The following is a 21,394-nucleotide window of genomic DNA, read 5'->3' as shown; positions in this document are numbered from 1 at the left end:
GAGTGCTTTTTACGAAAAACTCCATTAGTATTGCATTAACGTCATGATGTCGTAGCCGTCAAGCTTCTTTCTGCCGTCCAGATACGTCAGCTCAATCAAAAATGCAATCCCTGCCACAACGCCGCCTAATTCCTCTACAAGCTTAATGGACGCTTCAATTGTTCCACCAGTCGCCAGTAAGTCATCTGTAATCAGGACACGCTGACCAGGACGAATCGCATCTTTATGAATCGTTAATACATCTTTACCATATTCCAAGCCGTAATCGACTTTAACGACTTCACGAGGAAGCTTTCCTTCTTTACGAACCGGTGCAAAACCTACACCAAGTGCGTATGCTACAGGGCAGCCAATAATGAATCCACGCGCTTCAGGTCCAACAATGAGATCAATGTCTCTTTCCTTCGCGTAATCAACGATTTGATCCGTTGCATATCGGTACACTTCGCCTTTATCCATCAACGTTGTAATATCTTTAAATTGTACACCTTCCTTTGGGTAGTCAGGTACAACTGTCACATATTGTTTTAAATCCATCTTTTCCTTTTCCTCCTCGTACGTCAAAGCACAGGTGAGACTTCGCTCATCATGCTATTCAGCCATTCCTTCAGCTCTTTAGCTGAGGAATATGTTAGTGTTTGATCGAGTTCCATCAATCGTTGTTTTGCTGTATAGGACGCTGATGCCGTTAAATCTTTTTTAGGGACATCAAGTACTATTGACAGCACACCATTTTCTATTTTAACAAAACCAAGTTCAAAAAACACCTTTGTCATAAAAATGATTGTATCTTTTGTCCAGCCTTTATGTTTGGCAAGCTCCATTCCTTGTTCTTTGATAGGAAAACTTCCCCGTTTAAACAAGAACCCATAAAACCATTTGAATTGGTCACGGCTTGGGAAAGAGGACATAAAATGATCTTCTTTTCTTTGAAAAACCGTATAAATTCTCGCAGGCTTTTGATTTTCTAAAAGCTGCTTCAGCAATTGCTCATCTGCGGGAACATCCGCAAAGACCACATACTTTCCTTGTACATCAAATGTGGATACATTTTCTGCATGAACATGATGAATGGGGAGATCGACGTCCTGTTTTGTTGCTTCATCAAAACAGACGACCAATGATTTTTCTGAATCAAGTGTCGAAACTTTCTTCTCCCAATCCTTTTTCCCTCGCAGATCAAACAGCTGCCATTCATCAACTCGTGCATCTTTTAGCATGAGCTGGGGTTTTTTCCGGTTATTCCATTCATTGACGGACATTTCCCCAATCACGGAGATGCGGCTTCCTGGAACAATTTCTTCCTTTAATTTCCCTTGGTGAAAGCCAACACAGTCAAGCAGCGTGTCTTCGTCTTTCAGAGACATTTTAATATGGTTGTGATTTGCCCCAATCGTTCGGATATCTTCAAGCTTCGCATCTTCAATCATAATGAACGGTTTTGGGTTTGACATACCAAATGGTGACAGCATTCCCGCTTCTTCAATCGCTTGTACCGTCAATTCGTCTACTTTGCACACGGCATCGACCCGCTGAATTGGAATAAAATCTTCTTCCGTCAATGTTTCATTTGCATATTGATTTAATCTTTCCCTTAGTAAAGATACATCATCCGCTCGAAGTGTCATCCCTGCTGCCATCGGATGCCCGCCGAAATGCGGCAGGATGTCGCGGCATTTGCTTAGATGGAAAAATAGATCGAAGCCAGGAATACTCCGGGCTGATCCTTTTGCCATTTGCGTTTCTTCATCTATTCCAAGCACAATTGCCGGACGAGAAAAAGTATCCGTCAATTTAGAGGCAACAATTCCGACAACGCCCGGATTCCAGCCAGCTTTCGCTACAACGATCGCAGACTGGTCATCACCTGCCTCTTCCACCATTTGAATGGCTTCTTCTGTGATCGTACTGACAATCTTTTGTCGTTCTTTATTCAGTTCCTGTACAAAACGAGCGAGCTCTTCTGCTTCATCCTTATCCTCAGTCATCAGAAGATGAACGGCTGGATCTGCCTGTTCAATTCGCCCAACAGCATTCAGCCTTGGCGCAATTTGAAAGCCGACCGTTTCCTCGCTTGCTTCTTCTAGAGTGGCTCCCGCTTCTTTCAATAACGCTTTCAGCCCCGGTCTATTCGACTGCCGAAGCTGCATAAGCCCTTTTTTGGCGAGCCATCTATTCTCATCATGAAGCGGTACAAGATCCGCGATGGTCCCGATTGCTGCAAGATCTAACAGCTGAACTGGCAGCTCTCCAAGAAGTGCATGCGCCACTTTAAACGCGACACCTACACCAGCAAGTTCTTTAAAGGGATACTCACAGCCAGGCTGCTTAGGATGGACAATGGCAAGTGCCTCAGGCAGCTCCTCACTTGGTTCATGGTGATCTGTAATGATCAGGTCTAACCCTATTTCTTTTGCAATACGTGCTTCATTTACAGCAGCAATGCCTGTATCGACCGTGATAACAAGCGATGCTCCTTGCTCCTTGATATATCGAAAAGCCTGTTCATTAGGTCCATAGCCTTCTTTAAATCGATCTGGAATATAAAAGTCTACTATCGCAGACCGCTCTTTTAATGTATGTAAAAGTACAGACGTACTTGTCACACCATCTGCATCATAGTCTCCGAAGATCACAATCGATTCCTGCTCTTCGATCGCTTTGTTGATGCGCTCTACTGCTTCTTTCATTCCTTTTAATAGGAATGGATCATGAAATTCGGCTTTTTGATCAAATAAAAAAGACCTCGCCTCTTCTACTTCTTCAAGTCCTCTTTTTACGAGAAGCGATGCAGTCAGCGCTGAAATATTCAGATTTTCAGAGAGTGATTTCACTTTTTCTTCGCTTGGATGTTCATATTCCCAGCGCATTTTGGATAATAACATAAATTCACCCCTCAACCACACTATTATACTAGAGTGGCCTGAGGGGTTTCAATTTTTATTTTATGAAATTGTGCTGGAAGATTATTTTTCCTTCCGGTCAAATGATGATGGCTGTTCTTTTAAAGGCGTGACATGAGATTTCTTTTGAAGATCTTTGTCTGCTTTTTTCGTCGCCGCAGCAGGTGCAGCGGCTGCACGCTCAGCTTTTAGTGCCTTTAGTTCACGTTTCAGTTTCACAATTTGGAAGATCCCTGCAAATGCCACAATCAGTCCGCCCATTAAAACTGAACCGATAATGACAAGGATCAGCGGCCATTCAGCCGTTCCAAATAAGTAGTGTACCTCGACAGGCCGTACATTAATCACGGCAAATACTGAGACAATTAATACGAAAATAAATGCGAGTATGATGGTCCATTGTTGTTTGTTCATCTACAAATCCCCCAAGCTTTTTCTTTTATTCTTCCCTTTTCACTGCCTTTTATAAACACCGAAAGAAAGCAGTGGAAGAAAACCTATCAGCATGGGCATCATCAGCTGCTGAGTTTTTCTTTAATCAGATTCTTTAATTCTTTTCTTTCTCCAGAAATGACAAGGGTATCCCCTTCTTCGATGATGGTATCTGGTCCTGGATTTAAAATCTTCTCATGTGATTTTCTCACAATGGCGATGACTGTTACTTGATAGTTTTGGCGAACATTGAGGTCACCGATGCTTTTCTGAACAGCTGGTGCATTCTTTTCAATTTTAAACCATTCAATCACCAGTTCATCAATGGCTACCTCTACGGTTTCAAGCGCTTTCGGCTTATAGACCATGCCGCCTAAAATAGCCGCGATTTGTCTTGCTTCTTCATCGTTTAGCAGGATGCCAGAAATCGTTTCTTCGTGGTCGTCCTCCTGAAAATGATACATTTCTCTTCTGCCGTCATCATGTGTAATGATGGCAAGCTTCTCATTATTTCTTGTGATCATTTCGGCTTTATGACCGATACCTGGCAGTTCAGTTTCCCGAACCTTCATAACAGCCCCTCCAATGAATAAAGCCAAATGCCCTAAACAGACACTTGCTTTCTATACTGGTCTAAACGTAAGTCATTATAGCAAAAGACCATTTCAAGATCAATGAAACCCAAAATGTTTTTTCAAAGCGTCTACTTTTCGGGAAAAAACGATAGAAAAAGACTGCCGAGAAGGCAGTCTCAGATTGTTGAAAAAGGGCTAAAATGATTTTTATTTTAGCCCTTTGTCTTCTTTTCAGCGTGATAGAAAACCTTTGCAGTCTAGGAAGGACGAGCACTGGCGCGGAGCGAATTGAACATTCGTGAGCACCAGCGCGCAGGACTGACAAAGAATGCGAGGGTTTGTCTACACGCTGAGACTGCCGAGAAGGCAGTCTTTCTAGATTAAATATCTTGATCTGTATCTATCTTAGCTGGTTTTTTCAGCTCACGGCCTTTCCACATCAGCCAAATTTGTGCCGCGATATAAAGGGATGAGTACACCCCTGTTAATAAGCCGACAAGTAAGGCGATGGAGAAGTTTGTAATCGACGCTGATCCGAAAATAAGCAGTGCGATCACAACAATTACTACAGTGAGAACCGTATTGATAGATCTTGTAAAGGTTTGCTGTAAACTCAAGTTAACGATGTAAGATAGATCTTCTACCGTTTTTGGTTTACGTTTCTTCATTTGCTCACGAACCCTATCGAACGTCACGATCGTGTCATTGATCGAATACCCGATCACCGTGAGGATCGCCGCAATGAAGGTCACATCTACCTCTAATCGTGTGATACTAAAGAATGCCACAATGAAGAATGCATCATATAAAAGGGAAGCAATCGCGGCAATGGCCATTTTATATTCAAACCGAATGGAAACATAAATAATGATCCCAATCGAAGCAATGATGATGGCATATAAAGCATTACGTGCAAGTTCTTTTCCAACCGTAGGAGACACCGTGCTGACATTCGGTTCTGTTCCATACTTATCTTTAAAGTAATCTTTCACTTCTGCGATTTTTTCTTTATTTGGCACACCAACAAATCGTGCCGCTGCTTGATTTTCTTTTTGACCAGATAACACAACACTATCTGTATCAAGATCTAGTTTTTGAAAGTCTTGCTCGATTTGAGCAGTTGACAGCTTATGGTCACTTTGAATGTCTACTCTTGTACCACTTGCAAAGTCAATACCCGCATTGAGTTTGAAAATCGAAAGGACGATAATCCCCGCAATGGTAATGGCTACTGAGAAAATCATGAAACCTTTTCGCTTGCTGACAAAATCCCATTTATCAAACGGTGTTTTTGGTTCAGTATTTTCTGTTGTTTCATGAATATCGATGATGTCTTTTTGACGGACACCAAACCAGCCTTTCTTTCGATCGAGCGCGCGGCTTTCCACAAGCAGACCAAGAAGGAATCTTGATAGGAAAACAGCCGTGATAAAGCTTGTTAAAATCGAGAGGATGAGCATTGTTGCAAATCCTTTTACAGAACTTGTCCCGAAGAAGAAAAGGACGCCCCCTGCAATAATACTCGTTAAATTTGCATCAAAGATGGTCGCAAATGATCGGCGGTTCCCTGACCTGAAAGCAGAACGGACAGATTTACCGAGCTTAAGCTCCTCTTTGATTCGTTCATATGTGATGATGTTGGCATCAACCGCCATCCCTACTCCAAGAATCAGCGCCGCAATTCCAGGAAGTGTCAGAACAGCACCCATCCAGTCAAACACCTGTAAGGTAATATAAATATACGTTGATAACGTAATGACTGCAATAAGACCAGGTATTCGGTAATAAAAAAGCATGAATAAGAAAATGAGGGCAATTCCCACAATCCCTGCAAAGACAGTTTCATTTAATGCCTGTTCACCGAATTGCGCACTCACTGAAGTGGAGTACTTTTCAGTTAATTTCACTGGCAATGCACCGGCATTTAAAATACTTGCAAGGTCTTTTGCCTCTTGGACAGTAAATTTCCCTTCAATTTGTACGTCACTGCTGTTAATCTCTTGATTCACATTTGGTGCAGATACATACTTGTGGTTTGATTTTGAGACTTCTTTTTTAAAGGAATCTCCTTTGTGGTAATCAAGCCAAATGACAAGCTGATTATTCGGTGCCATCGCTGCTACTTTTCTTGTGACGTCACCAAATTTTTTCGCATCCTTTAGTTTAACCGTCACAATTGGCTCATTCGTTTGACTGAATGTTTGTTTTGCACTGTTTTCGACTAGGTCAGCCCCGTTAAGAAGTTCTTTATCATTCGTATCTCTGAAGGATAGCTGTGCTTCAGTGGAAAGAATCTCCCTAGCTCTGTTTTGATCTTTTACCCCCGCAAGCTGCACACGGATACGATTATTGCCTTCAATCGAGATGTTCGGCTCACTTACTCCAAGCACGTTCGCTCTTCGGTTAAGAGCCTCCACTGTACTAACGAGAACACTATTTGTGATCTTGTCCTCTTTTTTCACTGGATGTACATCATACAGGACTTCAAATCCACCCTGTAAATCCAGCCCTAGCGTCATATCTTTCGCAACAGGCTTTGTCAGCAAGCCCACGCCAGCTCCGATTAACAGAACCACTAAGAAAAACGCAAGAATGCGCCCTTTTTTCATTATGTATTTCCTCCTTAAACACCTAAATCCATTAAGATGGCTTATTTCAACAGTTCATCAAGCATATTCTTGCCATCTTCACTGTCCAAAAAAGCAGACGTTTTAAACGACTGAACGGTTGCATAGTTCATAAATTCGCCTATTTTCACAGATAAAATATCTGCAACCATTTCATGAATCGGATACTCTTGTTTTTTCTTCCACTTCTTATTCTCTAAGTATGACCATAATTCCTCTAAATCTACATCTTTATAGCCCAAAACGATGAATTCTTCAAGCTTACTGAACAGAAAAGGCTTTAAATGGTCTTTGTAAATAGCAGCTGGGTGTTGTGTCATTGCGTAGCTCCCCCTTTTCAGTTTTTTATCGAGAGACTTGTCATGCTTGGACGATATACACGCATATCTTATTGTATATGATTCTATGTCGTTTGAGAAGGCAGGTGATCTGTGATTTGACGAAGCAAACGTTTTTAAAGGGGACCATTATTTTAATTTTAGCAGGTTTTATCACGAGAATATTGGGTTTTGTCAATCGAATTGTCATTGCGAGGTTCATTGGCGAAGAAGGGGTCGGGCTTTATATGATGGCTGCACCAACTTTTTTTCTCGCCGTGACGCTCACACAATTCGGACTGCCTGTCGCCATTAGTAAGCTTGTCGCAGAAGCAGAAGCCCGGGGTGACAAACAGAAAACAAAACGTATTCTGGTCATGTCCCTTGCGATAACAGGAACACTCAGTCTGATTTTCACGCCGCTCTTTTTATGGTTTGCGCCCATCATGGCAGAAAATATGCTGACAGACCCTAGAACGGTCTACCCACTGCTTGCTATTACACCTGTCGTACCAGTCATCGCCATTTCCAGTGTGTTAAGAGGCTATTTCCAGGGCAGACAGCAAATGAGTCCGCTTGCGATGTCTCAAGTTCTGGAACAGGTCGCAAGAATTTCACTAGTGGCGGTGTGTACAACGGCTTTCCTTCCTTACGGGATTGAATTTGCGGCAGCAGGTGCGATGGTGTCATCTGTCATTGGAGAGATGATTTCACTTGCTTACTTACTGATCGCCTTTCGCTATAAAAAGACCATTCGTATTCGAAAACGATTTTTTAAAGCGATTCATGACGGGAAGGACACATTTAAACAGCTGATGAGCATTGCCCTGCCAACAACAGGCAGCCGTTTTATCGGGAATATTTCGTGGTTTTTAGAGCCGATTGTTGTCGCGCAAAGTCTTGCCATTGCTGGATATGCGGCTGTAGAGGCGACAAGGCAGTACGGGGAGTTGACTGGTCTTGCTCTGACCCTTTTGACACTGCCTAGTTTTATTACGTATTCACTCTCCACTGCATTAGTTCCGGCGATCAGTGAAGGAATGGAGCAGAATAAACGTAAAACGGTCGAATACCGCCTGAAGCAGGCGATGCGCCTATGTTTACTCAGTGGAGGCATTTCATGTATTATTCTTTTCGTTTACGCAGAAGATTTAACGCTCTTTATGTATGGTTCATCGCACGCGGCCATTTATGTGAAATTCATGGCGCCATTTTTCCTTCTATATTATTTTCAGGGGCCCCTTCAAGCCGTGCTTCAAGCACTCAATTTAGCTGGTGCGGCGATGACCAACAGCCTGATTGGCGCTATTGTGAAAACAGGGATGATTTTTGTTCTTGCTTCACAGCCAGGCTTTGGCATTATGGGCGCTGCACTTGCGATCTTAATCGGCATCATCCTTGTCACGCTGCTCCATGCGGCAACTGTTGGAAAGGTGCTGCCTATTCATTTACCATTAAAGGAATATGGACTATGCGTCCTTGTGATTATCGGTACAGGGGCTGTCAGCCTTTGGCTGAAATCTCAAGTAAACGGACTCTTTTCTGCTCCTATTGAACTTGTGACGCTCATTTTTGTTACGTGCACGCTGTATGTCATTCTATTAATCTGCCTAGGCCTAGTGAAACGAGAAGAGCTGCGCCGCATCCCGTTCGTTGGGAAGCTGTTTTAGCTCATCTCTTTTTGATCACTTCATCTTTCAAATCAATATAAAATGTTTTTTGATTAAAGCTGCAGTAAGAGATTTGTTCGATATCATGATAGCCTCTTTTAGCAAGCTCATCTTTCAGCCACTGTTCATTTTGATTGATTTGCTTAAGGTGGTCATGCTGCACTACACCATCCGCAACAAGTGGAAGCTCAAGCGCTGCATGTTTGCGCTTGTTTTCTTTTTCGACGACGGCGAGCTTTCCAGACGGCTCTAAAATGGCGTAAGAGACATCCTGAATGCTGTCGATGTTATTTTCTCTTAATTGAATGAGCAGGTCATCAAAATTGTATCGCTGTTTTCTCATTGCACCCTCGTCTATTTTCCCATTGATAATGAGCAGGGCCGGTTTGCCGTCAAGAAAGCGCCGGACGCCTTGGAATTTCAATGAGAGGTAGGCAAGTGTGATTTGAATGAAGGTCAACAGCAGGATTGGCCATACCGTATGTAACATGTGATCCTCTACTTCTTCTATGGCGAGAACCGCAATTTCTGCGATCATCATAAAAATGACTAGATCTAAAATGCTCAGCTCGCCAATTTCCCTTTTGCCCATTAAGCGAAATATAAACCAAATAAGAAAATATAAGATGATGGTTCTCATGGAAATGATCAAGATGTCCTGCATGTGATGTAGCCCCTCCTTCTCCAACATAGCTTGTGTCAAAACACTTTATTTATGTAGAAAAGAAACGTCTGAAACATGTCTATTTTTTCTTCACTGTGAATACATTTTAGTAAAAGACAAGCTTCGTTCAATTGGAGAGGAGACGAATCTACATGCAGGAAACGAAACAAATTGGAAAAGGCATTTTATCCGGCTTAATTGCCATTTTTGTCGTGATGGTTGTCACAAGTTTACTTGTGTCGCTCATGCTTACATTCACAAGTATGCAAGAATCATCATTTAAATGGATGATTATGATCTTGTCCTTTGCTGCCCTTTTATTAGGAGGCATCATTTCTGGCGGGAAAGCAAAGGAGCGCGGCTGGCTGATTGGTGCGGTCACATCTATCATTTTTTCTCTCACTGTATTTTTATTTCAATATTTGGGGTTTGGAAAAACGTTTTCACCAGAGCAGTTTATCTATCATGGAGCCTTTTTAGGCATTTGTATGCTGGGGGGAATGATTGGCGTCAATCTTCGAGGCAAATAAAAAAAGAGCGGTCATATCGCTCTTTTTTTATGGCTATGTATCAGAGGATTAGTCTTTGTCAGCTAATTCTCTAATAGCACGACGATCGAAAGTTAAACGGTTGTTTTCGCTTGTTTTGATGACCACTTTTGATTCATCAATTGAGTCGATTTCACCGTGTAAACCACCGATTGTGACGATTTTATCGCCTTTTGATAAAGATTGCTGCATCTGACGCACAGCTTTCTGTTGCTTTTGCTGTGGACGGATTAACAAGAAGTAAAGCACAGCAAACATGACAACAATCATAATGATTGAACCCATACCACCATCCATTCTATTTCACCCCTTTCTAAAGCATTGTAAAGCCTTTCGTTTATGCGTTAAAAGTTTTTCGCATTCGGTTTGTTAAAGCCGTAACGCTCAAAAAACTCTTCTTTAAAATCACCTAAACGATCCTCACGGATAGCTTCTCTCACTTGCTCCATTAATTTTAACAGAAAATGAAGATTATGATAAGTTGTTAATCGAATTCCGAACGTTTCATTTGTTCGGATGAGATGTCTAATATAGGCGCGTGTATAGTTTTTACATGTATAGCAGTCACAGTTTTCATCGATTGGTCTAAAGTCACGCTCATATTTTGCATTTTTCACAACAAGACGGCCTTCACTTGTCATCAAGGTGCCGTTTCTTGCAATTCGCGTCGGCAGTACGCAATCAAACATATCTACACCGCGAATGGCGCCGTCAATTAAGGAATCTGGTGAGCCGACACCCATTAAGTACCTCGGTTTGTCTGCTGGTAAGAATGGTGTTGTAAATTCAAGTACACGATTCATCACATCTTTTGGTTCCCCTACAGATAAGCCTCCGATGGCGTAGCCTGGAAAATCAAGTGAAACAAGGTCTTTTGCACTTTGTTTTCGAAGCTCTTCGTATTCTCCGCCTTGGACAATCCCAAACAGCCCTTGATCCTCTGGACGCTGGTGCGCTGTTAGACAGCGCTCTGCCCATCTGCTTGTCCGCTCCACAGAACGTTTCATGTAATCGTACTCTGCAGGATACGGCGGGCATTCATCAAATGCCATCATAATATCAGAGCCAAGTGCATTTTGGATGTCCATGGCTTTTTCAGGAGATAGGAACAGCTTGTCTCCGTTTAAATGATTACGGAAGTGAACGCCTTCTTCTTCAATTTTTCTAAATTCACTCAATGAAAAAACTTGGAATCCGCCTGAATCAGTTAGAATTGCTCGATCCCAGTTCATAAATTTGTGCAGACCGCCTGCTTCTTTTACGATATCGTGACCTGGACGAAGCCATAAGTGGTACGTATTGCTTAAGATGATGCCTGCATCCATTGCCTTTAATTCTTCAGGCGCCATTGTTTTGACTGTAGCCAGTGTACCTACTGGCATAAATACAGGTGTTTCAAAGGAGCCGTGCGGTGTATGAACGCGGCCAAGACGTGCACCTGTCTGTTTGCATGATTTAATGAACTCATAACGTATCGGTGATTGCGACAAAAATGAGCCCTCCTGTCTTAGTTGTATAATGTTATTGAATCAGCATGGCATCGCCAAAGCTGAAGAATCGGTATTCCTCTTTAACAGCCTCATTGTACGCTTTTAGTACGTGCTCTCGCCCAGCTAATGCGCTGACAAGCATAATTAACGAGGATTTTGGCAGATGGAAATTCGTGATCATGCCATCAATTGCCTTGAATGTGTAGCCAGGGTAAATAAAGATCGACGTCCAGCCGCTTGAGGCTTTGAACTCACCATCATGTGCACTTGCAATGGTTTCAAGCGTTCTTGTCGATGTTGTACCGACTGAAATAATCCGTCCGCCTTCCTTGCGAACGCGATTAAGCTCATCAGCTGTTTCTTCATTCATTTCGTAAAACTCTGCGTGCATTTCGTGTTCTTCAATCCGTTCTGCACTTACCGGACGAAACGTGCCAAGCCCTACGTGCAGCGTAATGAAAGCAATGTGTACACCTTTCGCTTTTAGCGCATCCAGCAGCTCGGTTGTAAAGTGGAGACCGGCAGTTGGCGCAGCAGCGGAGCCAACCTCTTTTGAATAAACGGTTTGATAGCGTTCACGGTCGTCAAGCTGCTCTTTAATATATGGAGGCAGCGGCATTTCACCAAGGGATTCAAGCACTTCATAAAAAATGCCTGTATATTGAAACTCGACTTTTCTTCCGCCATGTTCCATTTCCTCTGTACATACAGCTTGGAGCCGTCCATCACCAAACGTGATAACCGTCCCTTTTTTCACCCGTTTGGCTGGTTTGACAAGTGTTTCCCAGTTGTCTCCTTCTTCTTGTTTCAATAGAAGAAGTTCAACTTTGGCACCTGTATCCTCTTTCATACCAAACAGACGTGCAGGCAGAACGCGCGTGTTGTTTAGAACGAGACAATCACCCTTTTGAAAATAATCGATGATTTGTGAGAATGTATCATGTGTAATCGCACCCGTTTGTTTGTTTAAGACCATCAGTCTTGATGCATCTCTTTTTTCAAGCGGCACTTGTGCAATTAATCTTTCTGGTAAATCAAAATCAAATAGTTCTAGCTTCATTTCCTTCACCTATTCTGTAGTTAACTAGTTAACGTTATTTCATCCGTCCAAAGATATTAAGTAATATGGTCAGTACGATACTAATGACAATGCATGTAATGACAGGAAAAAAGAACGTTACATTTCCTTTTTTCACAAAAATATCACCTGGAAGCTTACCAACCAATTGAAACACTAATCCTGCGGCAAAAAGGACACCACCTAAAATCATTAATATTTTAGGGAATTCAGTCACGAATCGGAACCTCCATTTGAAAATGTTCATACGCTTCTCTTGTGACGACCCGCCCTCTTGGTGTTCTTTGCAGGAAACCAATTTGCAGTAAGTACGGTTCGTACACATCTTCAATCGTATGTGATTCTTCTCCAATTGTCGCTGAGATCGTATCAAGCCCAACAGGACCGCCTCTAAATTTTTCGATCATACTTAAAAGGAGCTTATGGTCTATATGATCGAGGCCAAGCCTGTCGACTTGAAGACGCTCAAGGGCATCTTCCGCAATGTCTTGCGTAATGGCATGATTCCCAAGCACCTGCGCAAAATCTCTTACTCTTCTGAGCAAACGGTTGGCAACCCTCGGTGTTCCCCGGGAGCGTCTCGCAATTTCTTCGGCAGAGCGAATATCGATCCCAATCTCAAACAGCTCGGCTGTTCTTGCCACAATGTGAGCCAAATCTCTTTGCTCATAGTATTCCAATCTTGCATGTACCCCAAACCTGTCACGAAGCGGCGCTGTTAATAGCCCGACACGGGTCGTTGCACCTACAAGCGTAAATGGCGGTAAATCAAGCCGTACAGAGCGTGCTGTATCTCCTTTACCAATGACAATATCTAAACAAAAATCCTCCATTGCTGGGTACAGCACTTCTTCAATTGAGCGCTGCAAGCGGTGAATTTCATCAATAAACAATACATCACCTGGCTCAAGAGATGTTAAGATGGCCGCCAAATCACCAGGACGCTCAATCGCTGGTCCTGACGTTGTACGCAGCTGAACATTCATTTCATTAGCAATGATCGACGCAAGCGTTGTTTTCCCAAGTCCAGGAGGTCCATATAAAAGGACGTGATCAAGCGTTTCCTGCCGCATTCGGGCAGCTTCAATAAATACGCTGAGGTTGTCCTTTACTTTTTGCTGACCGATATATTGGCTAAGTGTCTGTGGCCGCAGACTTTGCTCAATGGCTGATTCATGGTTGTCTGCTTCAGTTGAGACGAGCCGTTCATCCATGAGACATCACCCTATTTCAACATTTTTTGTAAAGCTTTTTTCACATATTGATCGGTTGTGAGATTCTTTTCTTCTTTTAATAATGGAAGAACCTTTTTGATTTCACGATCACCGTATCCAAGGACACTTAAGGCTTCAAGCGCTTCATCTAATGCAGTTTGCTGCGTTTCGACCTGAATGTGGTCCTCGTGATTAAATAAGTTGCCAATCATTTCTGGCACCACATCTGCCAGTTTTCCTTTTAGATCCAGAATGATTTGACGTGCTGTTTTTTTGCCCACACCAGGGAATTTAATCAGGAAGGCTTCATCTTCACGTTCTATCGCTGAAATGACAGCGCCAGGATCGCCGGAAGCAAGAATCGCGAGTGCACCCTTTGGCCCAATTCCTGTGACATTTAACAGTTTTGTGAACAGCGCTTTTTCTTCTCGTGTTTGAAAACCGTATAACGAAAAGGCGTCTTCCTTTATGTAATGATACGTATAAATCGTTTCTTGTTTATTTATTCGATAGATAAACGGGTTTGGGGTATAGACTTGATATCCCACTCCGCCGTTTTCAATGACAACATATTGCGGGCACACATAATCAATGGTCCCTTTTACAAACTCTATCACCGTTTTCACCTCTTTGACTGTTCTTCATTGTAACATAAATCGAAGAGAAAACCGCAATAAAAGTTAACATACGTTCGCTCAGTACATTTTTATGATGAAACCACGAAAAACAGCTTGCGGTCTTCACACCAGCAAGCTGTTACACGCTTTAAAACGATATTTCATTTCGATAAGGCTTCATGACTTCAAGCACATGCTCAAATTCATCCTTTGTTCGAAAAGGAATGCCTTGCTCAAGCTGCTTTTCCACATGGCTTTCTAAACGGGACGTATCAATTTGAAAAAAGAGATGAATAGGCTCCGCCCAGCCGTCAGGCCTTCCATGAAACGTAGAAATTACACCGTCCTCTGATAATCCGATATATCCATTTGCTTTACTTAATGGAGAGATATCATCAATTTGCTTTCTAAAAAGGGCAAAATCCTCTTTTTGTTCTACCAGCGTCCAGCCTTTATACTGCGCCCAGAATGTGTCTTTGTCTTCTAATGATGCCCGGTGTCTTTCAATACTCACATCGCCGTCTAGATAGACTTTTTCAAGCTGGACGGTAATAGAGTTTGACTGCTTTTGCAAGTGTTCTTTCCCTTCCATATCCGCAGCAAAAAAAAGCACACTTGTCATGATAAGTCCTGTAACGAAACATTTCATCTTCACTTTCACTATTTACACCTCTTTAGAACATGAGATCGATGCATGACATATGTAGTTTGACCCATTTTTCTAAACATTAACCAAATCGATCATTCAAATGTATGGTAAGAGTCTTTCGTTGTATCCTTCATTCGTAAATGTTATGTTTTATACAATCCATTGCTTTATCGAATGACACGGTTTTTTCATCATTCGTTTTTCAGCCGCATAAACTGAAACCAAAGAAGGTGAAGTCAATGTCAGATGTTAAAAGATTAGCCGAATCGATTCAATATCATGAAGAGAAACGTTTTCATAAGCTTGCCTATAAACCGGCAGAGCTTGAACTGTGCGGCAAAGGAAGAAGTGCCTATGTCTTTTTATATAAAAAAGACGGCAAGAAAATGGCACTAAAAGTCTTTTTCCCTTCTTATCAGCATATTGCCCGCAAAGAGGCTGCCATTTACGAAAAACTTTCTGGTTCGTCTTACTACCCTGAGATTTATGAGTCTGGGGATCAGTATATTTTAATGGAATATATTAAAGGCTACACATTCTATGAATGCCTTACAAAAGGAATTCCTATTAAAAAACAAATGATTGAACAAGTTGATGATGCGCTGGAGGAAGCGCGCGAGAAAGGATTGAATCCTTCTGATATTCATCTGCGCAATCTGATCTTAACAAAAGAAGGGCGGATCAGGGTCATTGACGTTGCCAGGTTCACGCAAACGAAAGCATGTCATCAATGGGATGATTTAAAAGCCGCTTATGCCTATTACCAAAAACCTTTTTTCCCTAAAAAAGCACCGCGTTTGTGGCTTGAAGTCATTGCTTATTTGTATAAAAAGAACTGGCTGTCCCGCGGGCAGCTTAATAATCGAAATGATTTTTCTGCATAATGAAAGCCGCTCTCTTTGAGCGGCTTTCTGCGTTATTCTGTTTCTACATGGATACTATTGACGTTTAATAGGTTAATGATTTCATTATTCAGCTTAAACCAATGATTGGCTTCTTCAATTTTTTTATACACATCATAGGTAGCTGGACGTTTAAGCTCGAAATCAAGCACTTCCCCATTGTTCATATGAAATGTTACCTTAAATACTTTCATCATAAGATCACCTTCCACTCTTCTTGTTCGCTGGTCAAATAGATCAGCTCTTTTCATTCATTCTCTATTGAACTCGTTTCCCCTCCTTGTTTCCATTCAAACCCAAGAAGTTTAAATTTTGTTTAAATTCACACAACACATCTATCTCTTATATCTGCAAAGAAGTATATTGGTTAAAAAGGAGGCTGCCCTTTATGAAGCAGAAAAAGAAACGAACATCTCCAGAAAAACAAACAGTCTTTTTTCATTTAACAGATGCTCTCATTCCGAGTGTGGACATGATGGCATATGCAGTAAAGACATTTTTTCACCTTTTAAGAAAAGCCTTCTCAGCCGTTTGATAAAACCCCGCACAGCATCGTGCGAGGTTCTTTTTTTAGGGCTGATAAATTTGACTTCCCCCGCTGACAAACTCCTTCGCCTTCTTTTCCATCTCTCTTTTCACTTCTTCAGATTGATTGCGGATATCATGAGAAATTTTCATACTGCAAAACTTCGGTCCGCACATCGAGCAAAAGTGAGCGGTCTTAGCGCCTTCGGCAGGCAATGTTTCATCATGGAACGCCAAGGCTCTTTCAGGATCAAGTGACAGATTGAATTGGTCCCGCCACCTAAATTCAAATCTCGCTTTCGATAAAGCATCATCGCGCTTTTGAGCCGCAGGATGTCCTTTTGCTAGATCAGCCGCATGTGCGGCAATTTTATAGGCGATTACGCCTTCTTTCACATCTTCTTTATTCGGCAGACCTAAATGCTCTTTTGGCGTTACATAGCATAGCATGGCTGTTCCGTACCAGCCGATCATGGCCGCACCGATGGCGGATGTAATGTGATCATATCCCGGCGCAATATCTGTTGTAAGAGGCCCTAACGTATAAAATGGGGCTTCCTTGCAAATGTCCATTTGCTTGTCCACATTCTCTTTGATTTTATCCATTGGGACATGGCCGGGCCCTTCAATCATCACCTGCACATCATGTTTCCAAGCGATCTCTGTTAACTCACCTAACGTTTCCAGCTCTGCAAACTGCGCCTCATCATTGGCATCAGCAATCGAACCTGGTCTAAGTCCATCTCCAAGTGAAAAGGCAATATCATACGTTTTCATAATTTCACAAATGTCTTCGAAGTGAGTGTAGAGGAAATTCTCTTGATGATGAGCAAGACACCATCTTGCCATAATCGCACCGCCTCTTGAAACAATTCCAGTCACCCGATCAACTGTTAGCGGAATATATCTTAACAGCACGCCCGCATGAATTGTAAAATAATCTACACCTTGTTCTGCTTGTTCAATTAATGTGTCCCTGTACACGTCCCACGTCAAATCTTCTGCGACTCCATTCACTTTTTCAAGGGCCTGATAAATAGGAACGGTTCCTACTGGAACTGGGCAATTCCGAATGATCCATTCTCTCGTTGTATGAATATCCTTTCCAGTAGACAGATCCATCATTGTGTCTGCCCCCCATCTGATCGCCCACGTCATCTTTTCTACCTCTTCATGAATGGATGACGTGACAGCTGAATTGCCAATATTCGCATTGATTTTGACATGAAAATTCCTTCCGATAATCATTGGTTCACTTTCTGGATGGTTAATATTCGAAGGAATAACGGCTCTTCCGCTCGCGACTTCCTCTCTAACGAACTCAGGGCTTAGCTCTTCTCTTATTGCGATAAACTCCATTTCAGGCGTAATGATGCCTTTTTTGGCATAATGCATTTGCGTCACGCGCGCTCCTTGTTTCGCGCGGAGCGGCTTATGATGAAAATCAGTTTGGACAGAATGGAAGGACTCCTTCTCCCTTGACCGATATCCGTTATCTTCCGGTTTTACATGACGCCCTTCATATCTTTCTGTATCTCCTCTTTCTTCTATCCATGCTGCCCTAAGACGCTTTAATCCTTTTGTGACGTCAATATGAACGTTCTCATCAGTGTACGGTCCACTCGTATCGTATACACGGACTGGTTCATTTTTTATGTCGCCCGCCTCTGTCACAGTATGCGAGAGGGCAATCTCTCTTTTCGGCACTAAGATATCGGGTCTTGATCCTTTCTCATACACCTTTCGACTGCCGTCAAAGCTGGATAATAATGATTGGTTGGATGGGACACTTTTCTTTTCCTTCATTTGCTGTTCTCTCCTTTTCTTCTTGTCACCGGACAGGATGGAATCAGCACCAGCAAAAAACCAGGCTCTATTGAAAGAACCTGGTTTCGTCGTCAGAAATAAACATGCATATCATTGATAGGATACATGCATCATCTTCAACTTCCCCACGCTGGTACGAGCCAGATCAGGTCCAAAGGGTTAAGAAGCATATACTTCTCTCTCAGCCCATTTACGGGCACCCCTAGTCACTTTTATTGATTTCCACATCAGTGTAGCACAGAGACATCATGAAAAAAAGAGAATTCAGGAAAATAGTTCCTTTCCCCTACAAGCTTTATAGATCATATTGATATACATATTTCTATACATGATCCGTCTCTCTCATTTCAATTAAATCTGAAATAATCGTTGATCCTTTTCTCCTATTATGTATAATTAATCTAAACGGAGAATTTTTATACAATTTATTCAAAGGAAGTTCTAGTCGATTGCAAACATTTCTCACATTTATCGTCGTAGGATTCTCAATTGCTCTGCCTGTTGGAGCAATCACGGTTGAAATGACAAAACAGGGACTCAAAAACGGATTCTTTCATGGTTTAACTGTCGGAGCAGGCGGTATGACCATAGACTTATTACTTATTTTGGCTTTATATGCTGGATTTGCTCAGTTTTTATCTTTGCCGTTTGTTCAAATCCCGCTCTGGCTGATCGGAGCTGTATTTTTAATGATTCTCGCATACGATTCCATTAAACATGCGGATCAAGATATCCATGTAGCAGGAGAAAAGGTCAATAAATCATTCGCAAAAACGTATCGAAACGGCTTGCTCGTGGCGGTATCTCCTGGAAATCTTGTGTTCTGGGTTTCTGTTTTTGGTGCTGTACTTGCGGATGCTTATACAAAAACAGATTCATCTGAATTTATGCTGGCTGCCGGCGGTATTTTGGCAGGGATTCTCCTTCATGACATCGGTCTTCTCACACTTGTATCCTTAACAAGAAAAGTGATGAATCGAACGATGATCAAGTGGACATCCATTATTGCTGGTATTTTATTACTAGGGTTTGGCTGTTATTTCTTTTACGAATTTTATATAGGCATCAAGGTTTATTTTTAAGAAAAGGCTAAAGTTCGTAATGAACTTTAGCCTTTTTGTGTCAAACTATCGGGTCATGCCTGTTTGGCCTGTTTCAAATTGCGTTCTTCTCATGTCTCTAAAGCGTGTGAATGCACCTTCATCTTTTATGACTTGGACTGCTCTTCCATCCGCATAACGAGTCGCTGCTTCTTCTACTTGTGATACGCCTTCTGACGTCAGGCGGCCATCTGATTTAATGGCAATATACACATTCTCATCCGTCACCATGACTTGAGAGTCTGCCACGTGATTCATTTTATTGATGCGGTTGGCAATTTTTCTTGAACGCTGGATGTTCTCTTGTTTATCATAGCCTGAGAACGACATTTGGTTATGATAGTTCATATCTCCATGACTGTAGCGTCCATCTCCACCTGTGAGAGGCATTCGATCATCAGCTTGAGGACGTGTACGGTAATCAACATTTGTTGTATTTCTCCCGTTCATTCCCTCCATGATTTCAGAAACTGGTCCTTGATGATCTTGGTTGTTGTCTTCCGCTCGTTGATTCGAATGATAACCAACCGGCTGGCCTGATTGATTATGACGTGTATCGACACCTGCATTATTATTTGCACCACATGCCGTTAAACCAATAGGAAGAAGCACTAATGCGATTGTTTTTTGCCATTTTTGTCTCAAACGAAAAACCCCCTGTACAAATTCAATCTCATGAGCGCGAAACAGGCTCTGTTTTAGCATGTACAGTTAGGAAAAAAATCAAGCTGTCAGTTATAAACAAAAAAAGGAACGATTGAGATCGTTCCTTCTGATTGGTGACAAAGGGCTAAAATGTTCTTGATTTTAGCCCTTTGTCTTCTTTTCAGCGTAATAGAAAACCTTTGCAATCTAGGAAGGGCGAGCACCGGAACGGAGCGAATTTGACATTCGTGAGTACCGGCGCAGAGACCTGACACCGAATGCGAGGGTTTGTCTACACGCTGAAAGGAACGATTGAGATCGTTCCTTCTGTCATTAATCCTCTTCCTCCTCCTCCGGCCTTGCAAAAACGGATTGACCTGGATATGGCTGCATGTAAGGCTGAGCTGGATAAGCCCCCATTTGGCCATAAGGAACAGGATTCGGATCATGTCCTGGCCAAGGCTGATGATGCTTCATGCCATCATCGCATCCGCAATCTTCCTTGCCATATGCTGCATTTGAAACGTTTGGATAAAAGCCTTGATTTGCGTTGGCATTTGCATTGGCGTTTGGATGCATATGGTGATGCCAGTGATGTCCGTCGTTTGCATGGTGCTCATGATTTTCTCCGTAGTAAGCAGGCGCTTGATACGCAGGATAATAAGGATGAGCCGGGTATGGATATGGCATCATATGATGGTGATAATATGGATGGATAGGATAACATAGGCCTGATCCCGGTAAAATTGGCGATGCCGGCACCATTTGCTGCGGATATGGATACATCGCCGGCATGTAATGACCATGACCATAACCAAAATAAGGATCATATGGTTCATGATGATGATGCTGGTGATGATGCTCGTTATTTTCAGCCACTCCCCCTACCGCTGCCCCTCCCACATTTGGCATTTGCGGGAAGTTAGGAAGGTTCGGATAATTGCCATGCTCCATGTCTTTTCCCTCCTCTTTTTGATGCGGAATATGAATAAACGGATCATACCCCTTTGCCACTTCATCTTTTAGATGACCTTTATTTTCATGATGAAAATGGTCCTTGTGATCTTTATGTTCCTTATTTTCATAATGGACATGATCCTTGTGATCTTTATGTTCTTTATTTTCATGATGAAAATGATCCTTATGATCCTTTTTGTCATGAACATGATCTTTCTTCTCATGCACGTGGTCTTTTTTCTCGTGATGATCTTTTTTGGGAGGAGGTGTGAATGGCTGGTAGAGATTGGTCTGATAATAGTTCACATCCACTTGCGGAAAAACTGGCTGCTCGATTTTTGGCACTGGCGGTACATATGGTACCGGTTCATTTGGCTTTTCCTTCGGTTTCGTATCTTGCACTTGCACGACATCTTTTGGCTTTTCTTTCACATACGGATGTTCTTTCGTTTTTGGCATTTCTTTTGCTTTGTGATGATCTGTTTTCACAGGAACACCACTAGACGGAATTTTAATCTTCATACCCGGCATGATTAAATCAGGATTACTGAGCTGCGAATTTAGTTTTTTCAATTCTTGAAAGTCGACTCCGTATTTCTTTGAAATTTTCCAAAGGGAGTCTCCTTTTTGCACAATATGAATTTTCAACGTTTT

Annotated in this window: 23 protein-coding genes and 1 riboswitch; of the genes, 5 read left to right on the top strand and 18 right to left on the bottom strand. The window is 42.2% G+C overall.

Features of this window, described 5'->3' with window-relative positions; genetic code table 11:
* Positions 1-24 precede the first annotated feature (24 nt).
* The 6 genes from AWT60_RS08610 to AWT60_RS08585 form a co-directional block, all read right to left on the bottom strand.
* Positions 25-537: an adenine phosphoribosyltransferase gene (locus tag AWT60_RS08610; RefSeq protein WP_034279900.1), complete on the bottom strand. Its 513-nt coding sequence runs from the start codon at positions 535-537 to the stop codon at positions 25-27.
* A gap of 23 nt (positions 538-560) precedes the next feature.
* On the bottom strand, positions 561-2,885 hold the full coding sequence (recJ, locus tag AWT60_RS08605; protein ID WP_218677130.1) for a single-stranded-DNA-specific exonuclease RecJ: 2,325 nt from the start codon (positions 2,883-2,885) through the stop codon (positions 561-563).
* An 81-nt stretch (positions 2,886-2,966) separates the two neighbouring features.
* On the bottom strand, positions 2,967-3,317 hold the full coding sequence (locus AWT60_RS08600; protein ID WP_202738779.1) for a LapA family protein: 351 nt from the start codon (positions 3,315-3,317) through the stop codon (positions 2,967-2,969).
* Between the two features lie 101 nt (positions 3,318-3,418).
* The gene (locus AWT60_RS08595) at positions 3,419-3,907 is read right to left on the bottom strand and encodes a cation:proton antiporter regulatory subunit (RefSeq protein ID WP_024423136.1); all 489 of its coding nucleotides are present in this window, start codon (positions 3,905-3,907) and stop codon (positions 3,419-3,421) included.
* A gap of 383 nt (positions 3,908-4,290) precedes the next feature.
* Positions 4,291-6,519, bottom strand: a complete 2,229-nt coding sequence (secDF, locus tag AWT60_RS08590; protein WP_041107052.1) for a protein translocase subunit SecDF — start codon at positions 6,517-6,519, stop codon at positions 4,291-4,293.
* 41 nt (positions 6,520-6,560) lie between these two features.
* Positions 6,561-6,857 carry a post-transcriptional regulator gene (locus AWT60_RS08585; RefSeq protein ID WP_003216788.1) on the bottom strand — a complete coding sequence of 99 codons (297 nt, stop codon included), beginning with the start codon at positions 6,855-6,857 and terminating at the stop codon, positions 6,561-6,563.
* 116 nt (positions 6,858-6,973) lie between these two features.
* On the opposite strand from AWT60_RS08585, the gene spoVB reads away from it, so the two are divergent.
* A complete protein-coding gene (gene spoVB, locus AWT60_RS08580; protein WP_041107054.1) occupies positions 6,974-8,524 on the top strand; it encodes a stage V sporulation protein B in 1,551 nt (516 codons plus the stop codon).
* 1 nt (position 8,525) lies between these two features.
* Here the strand turns inward: spoVB and AWT60_RS08575 are convergent, their stop codons facing one another.
* Positions 8,526-9,188, bottom strand: a complete 663-nt coding sequence (locus AWT60_RS08575) for a DUF421 domain-containing protein (protein WP_076840397.1) — start codon at positions 9,186-9,188, stop codon at positions 8,526-8,528.
* Positions 9,189-9,340: 152 nt separating this feature from the next.
* Between AWT60_RS08575 and AWT60_RS08570 the strand changes: the two genes are divergently transcribed.
* Positions 9,341-9,718, top strand: coding sequence for a TIGR04086 family membrane protein (locus AWT60_RS08570; protein ID WP_075622125.1), 378 nt, complete (start codon positions 9,341-9,343; stop codon positions 9,716-9,718).
* 48 nt (positions 9,719-9,766) lie between these two features.
* On the opposite strand, the gene yajC is transcribed toward AWT60_RS08570, so the two are convergent.
* From yajC to AWT60_RS08535, 7 genes are all read right to left on the bottom strand, one after another.
* Positions 9,767-10,033 carry a preprotein translocase subunit YajC gene (gene yajC / locus AWT60_RS08565; protein ID WP_218677129.1) on the bottom strand — a complete coding sequence of 89 codons (267 nt, stop codon included), beginning with the start codon at positions 10,031-10,033 and terminating at the stop codon, positions 9,767-9,769.
* Between the two features lie 47 nt (positions 10,034-10,080).
* A complete protein-coding gene (gene tgt, locus AWT60_RS08560) occupies positions 10,081-11,226 on the bottom strand; it encodes a tRNA guanosine(34) transglycosylase Tgt (protein ID WP_025092430.1) in 1,146 nt (381 codons plus the stop codon).
* A 31-nt stretch (positions 11,227-11,257) separates the two neighbouring features.
* Positions 11,258-12,286 (bottom strand): tRNA preQ1(34) S-adenosylmethionine ribosyltransferase-isomerase QueA, encoded by a 1,029-nt coding sequence (gene queA, locus AWT60_RS08555; RefSeq protein WP_024423142.1) that lies wholly within the window; start codon positions 12,284-12,286, stop codon positions 11,258-11,260.
* 34 nt (positions 12,287-12,320) lie between these two features.
* A complete protein-coding gene (locus AWT60_RS08550; RefSeq protein ID WP_012010741.1) occupies positions 12,321-12,521 on the bottom strand; it encodes a DUF2905 domain-containing protein in 201 nt (66 codons plus the stop codon).
* On the bottom strand, positions 12,514-13,518 hold the full coding sequence (gene ruvB / locus AWT60_RS08545) for a Holliday junction branch migration DNA helicase RuvB (RefSeq protein WP_024423143.1): 1,005 nt from the start codon (positions 13,516-13,518) through the stop codon (positions 12,514-12,516). Before ruvB ends, AWT60_RS08550 begins: the two co-directional genes overlap by 8 nt.
* A gap of 11 nt (positions 13,519-13,529) precedes the next feature.
* Positions 13,530-14,135, bottom strand: a complete 606-nt coding sequence (gene ruvA, locus AWT60_RS08540) for a Holliday junction branch migration protein RuvA (protein ID WP_076840395.1) — start codon at positions 14,133-14,135, stop codon at positions 13,530-13,532.
* A 148-nt stretch (positions 14,136-14,283) separates the two neighbouring features.
* Positions 14,284-14,784: an intercompartmental signaling factor BofC gene (locus AWT60_RS08535; RefSeq protein ID WP_073979823.1), complete on the bottom strand. Its 501-nt coding sequence runs from the start codon at positions 14,782-14,784 to the stop codon at positions 14,284-14,286.
* A 239-nt stretch (positions 14,785-15,023) separates the two neighbouring features.
* On the opposite strand from AWT60_RS08535, the gene AWT60_RS08530 reads away from it, so the two are divergent.
* Positions 15,024-15,668, top strand: coding sequence for a serine/threonine protein kinase (locus tag AWT60_RS08530; RefSeq protein WP_034279877.1), 645 nt, complete (start codon positions 15,024-15,026; stop codon positions 15,666-15,668).
* A gap of 32 nt (positions 15,669-15,700) precedes the next feature.
* On the opposite strand, the gene AWT60_RS08525 is transcribed toward AWT60_RS08530, so the two are convergent.
* Entirely contained in the window at positions 15,701-15,883 is a 183-nt protein-coding gene (locus AWT60_RS08525; protein ID WP_008342761.1) for a hypothetical protein, read from the bottom strand.
* Positions 15,884-16,074: 191 nt separating this feature from the next.
* Here AWT60_RS08525 and AWT60_RS08520 point away from each other — a divergent pair, with 191 nt between their 5' ends.
* Positions 16,075-16,221, top strand: coding sequence for a hypothetical protein (locus AWT60_RS08520; protein ID WP_196774878.1), 147 nt, complete (start codon positions 16,075-16,077; stop codon positions 16,219-16,221).
* Between the two features lie 35 nt (positions 16,222-16,256).
* On the opposite strand, the gene thiC is transcribed toward AWT60_RS08520, so the two are convergent.
* Complete coding sequence (gene thiC, locus AWT60_RS08515; protein WP_218677128.1) at positions 16,257-18,017, bottom strand: phosphomethylpyrimidine synthase ThiC; 1,761 nt, start codon at positions 18,015-18,017, stop codon at positions 16,257-16,259.
* Positions 18,018-18,143: 126 nt separating this feature from the next.
* Positions 18,144-18,252, bottom strand: a riboswitch (TPP riboswitch).
* 235 nt (positions 18,253-18,487) lie between these two features.
* On the opposite strand from thiC, the gene AWT60_RS08510 reads away from it, so the two are divergent.
* Positions 18,488-19,120 (top strand): LysE family transporter, encoded by a 633-nt coding sequence (locus tag AWT60_RS08510; protein WP_218677127.1) that lies wholly within the window; start codon positions 18,488-18,490, stop codon positions 19,118-19,120.
* A 45-nt stretch (positions 19,121-19,165) separates the two neighbouring features.
* Here AWT60_RS08510 and AWT60_RS08505 read toward each other — a convergent pair whose 3' ends face one another.
* Entirely contained in the window at positions 19,166-19,783 is a 618-nt protein-coding gene (locus tag AWT60_RS08505) for a YhcN/YlaJ family sporulation lipoprotein (RefSeq protein WP_041107071.1), read from the bottom strand.
* A gap of 333 nt (positions 19,784-20,116) precedes the next feature.
* Positions 20,117-21,388: a SafA/ExsA family spore coat assembly protein gene (gene safA / locus AWT60_RS08500; RefSeq protein ID WP_218677126.1), complete on the bottom strand. Its 1,272-nt coding sequence runs from the start codon at positions 21,386-21,388 to the stop codon at positions 20,117-20,119.
* Positions 21,389-21,394 lie beyond the last annotated feature (6 nt).

The sequence above is a fragment of the Bacillus sp. F2HM genome (genome assembly GCF_019266135.1).
In the GTDB taxonomy this organism is placed as follows: domain Bacteria; phylum Bacillota; class Bacilli; order Bacillales; family Bacillaceae; genus Bacillus; species Bacillus safensis.
This window is presented reverse-complemented; position numbering and strand designations above follow the sequence as displayed.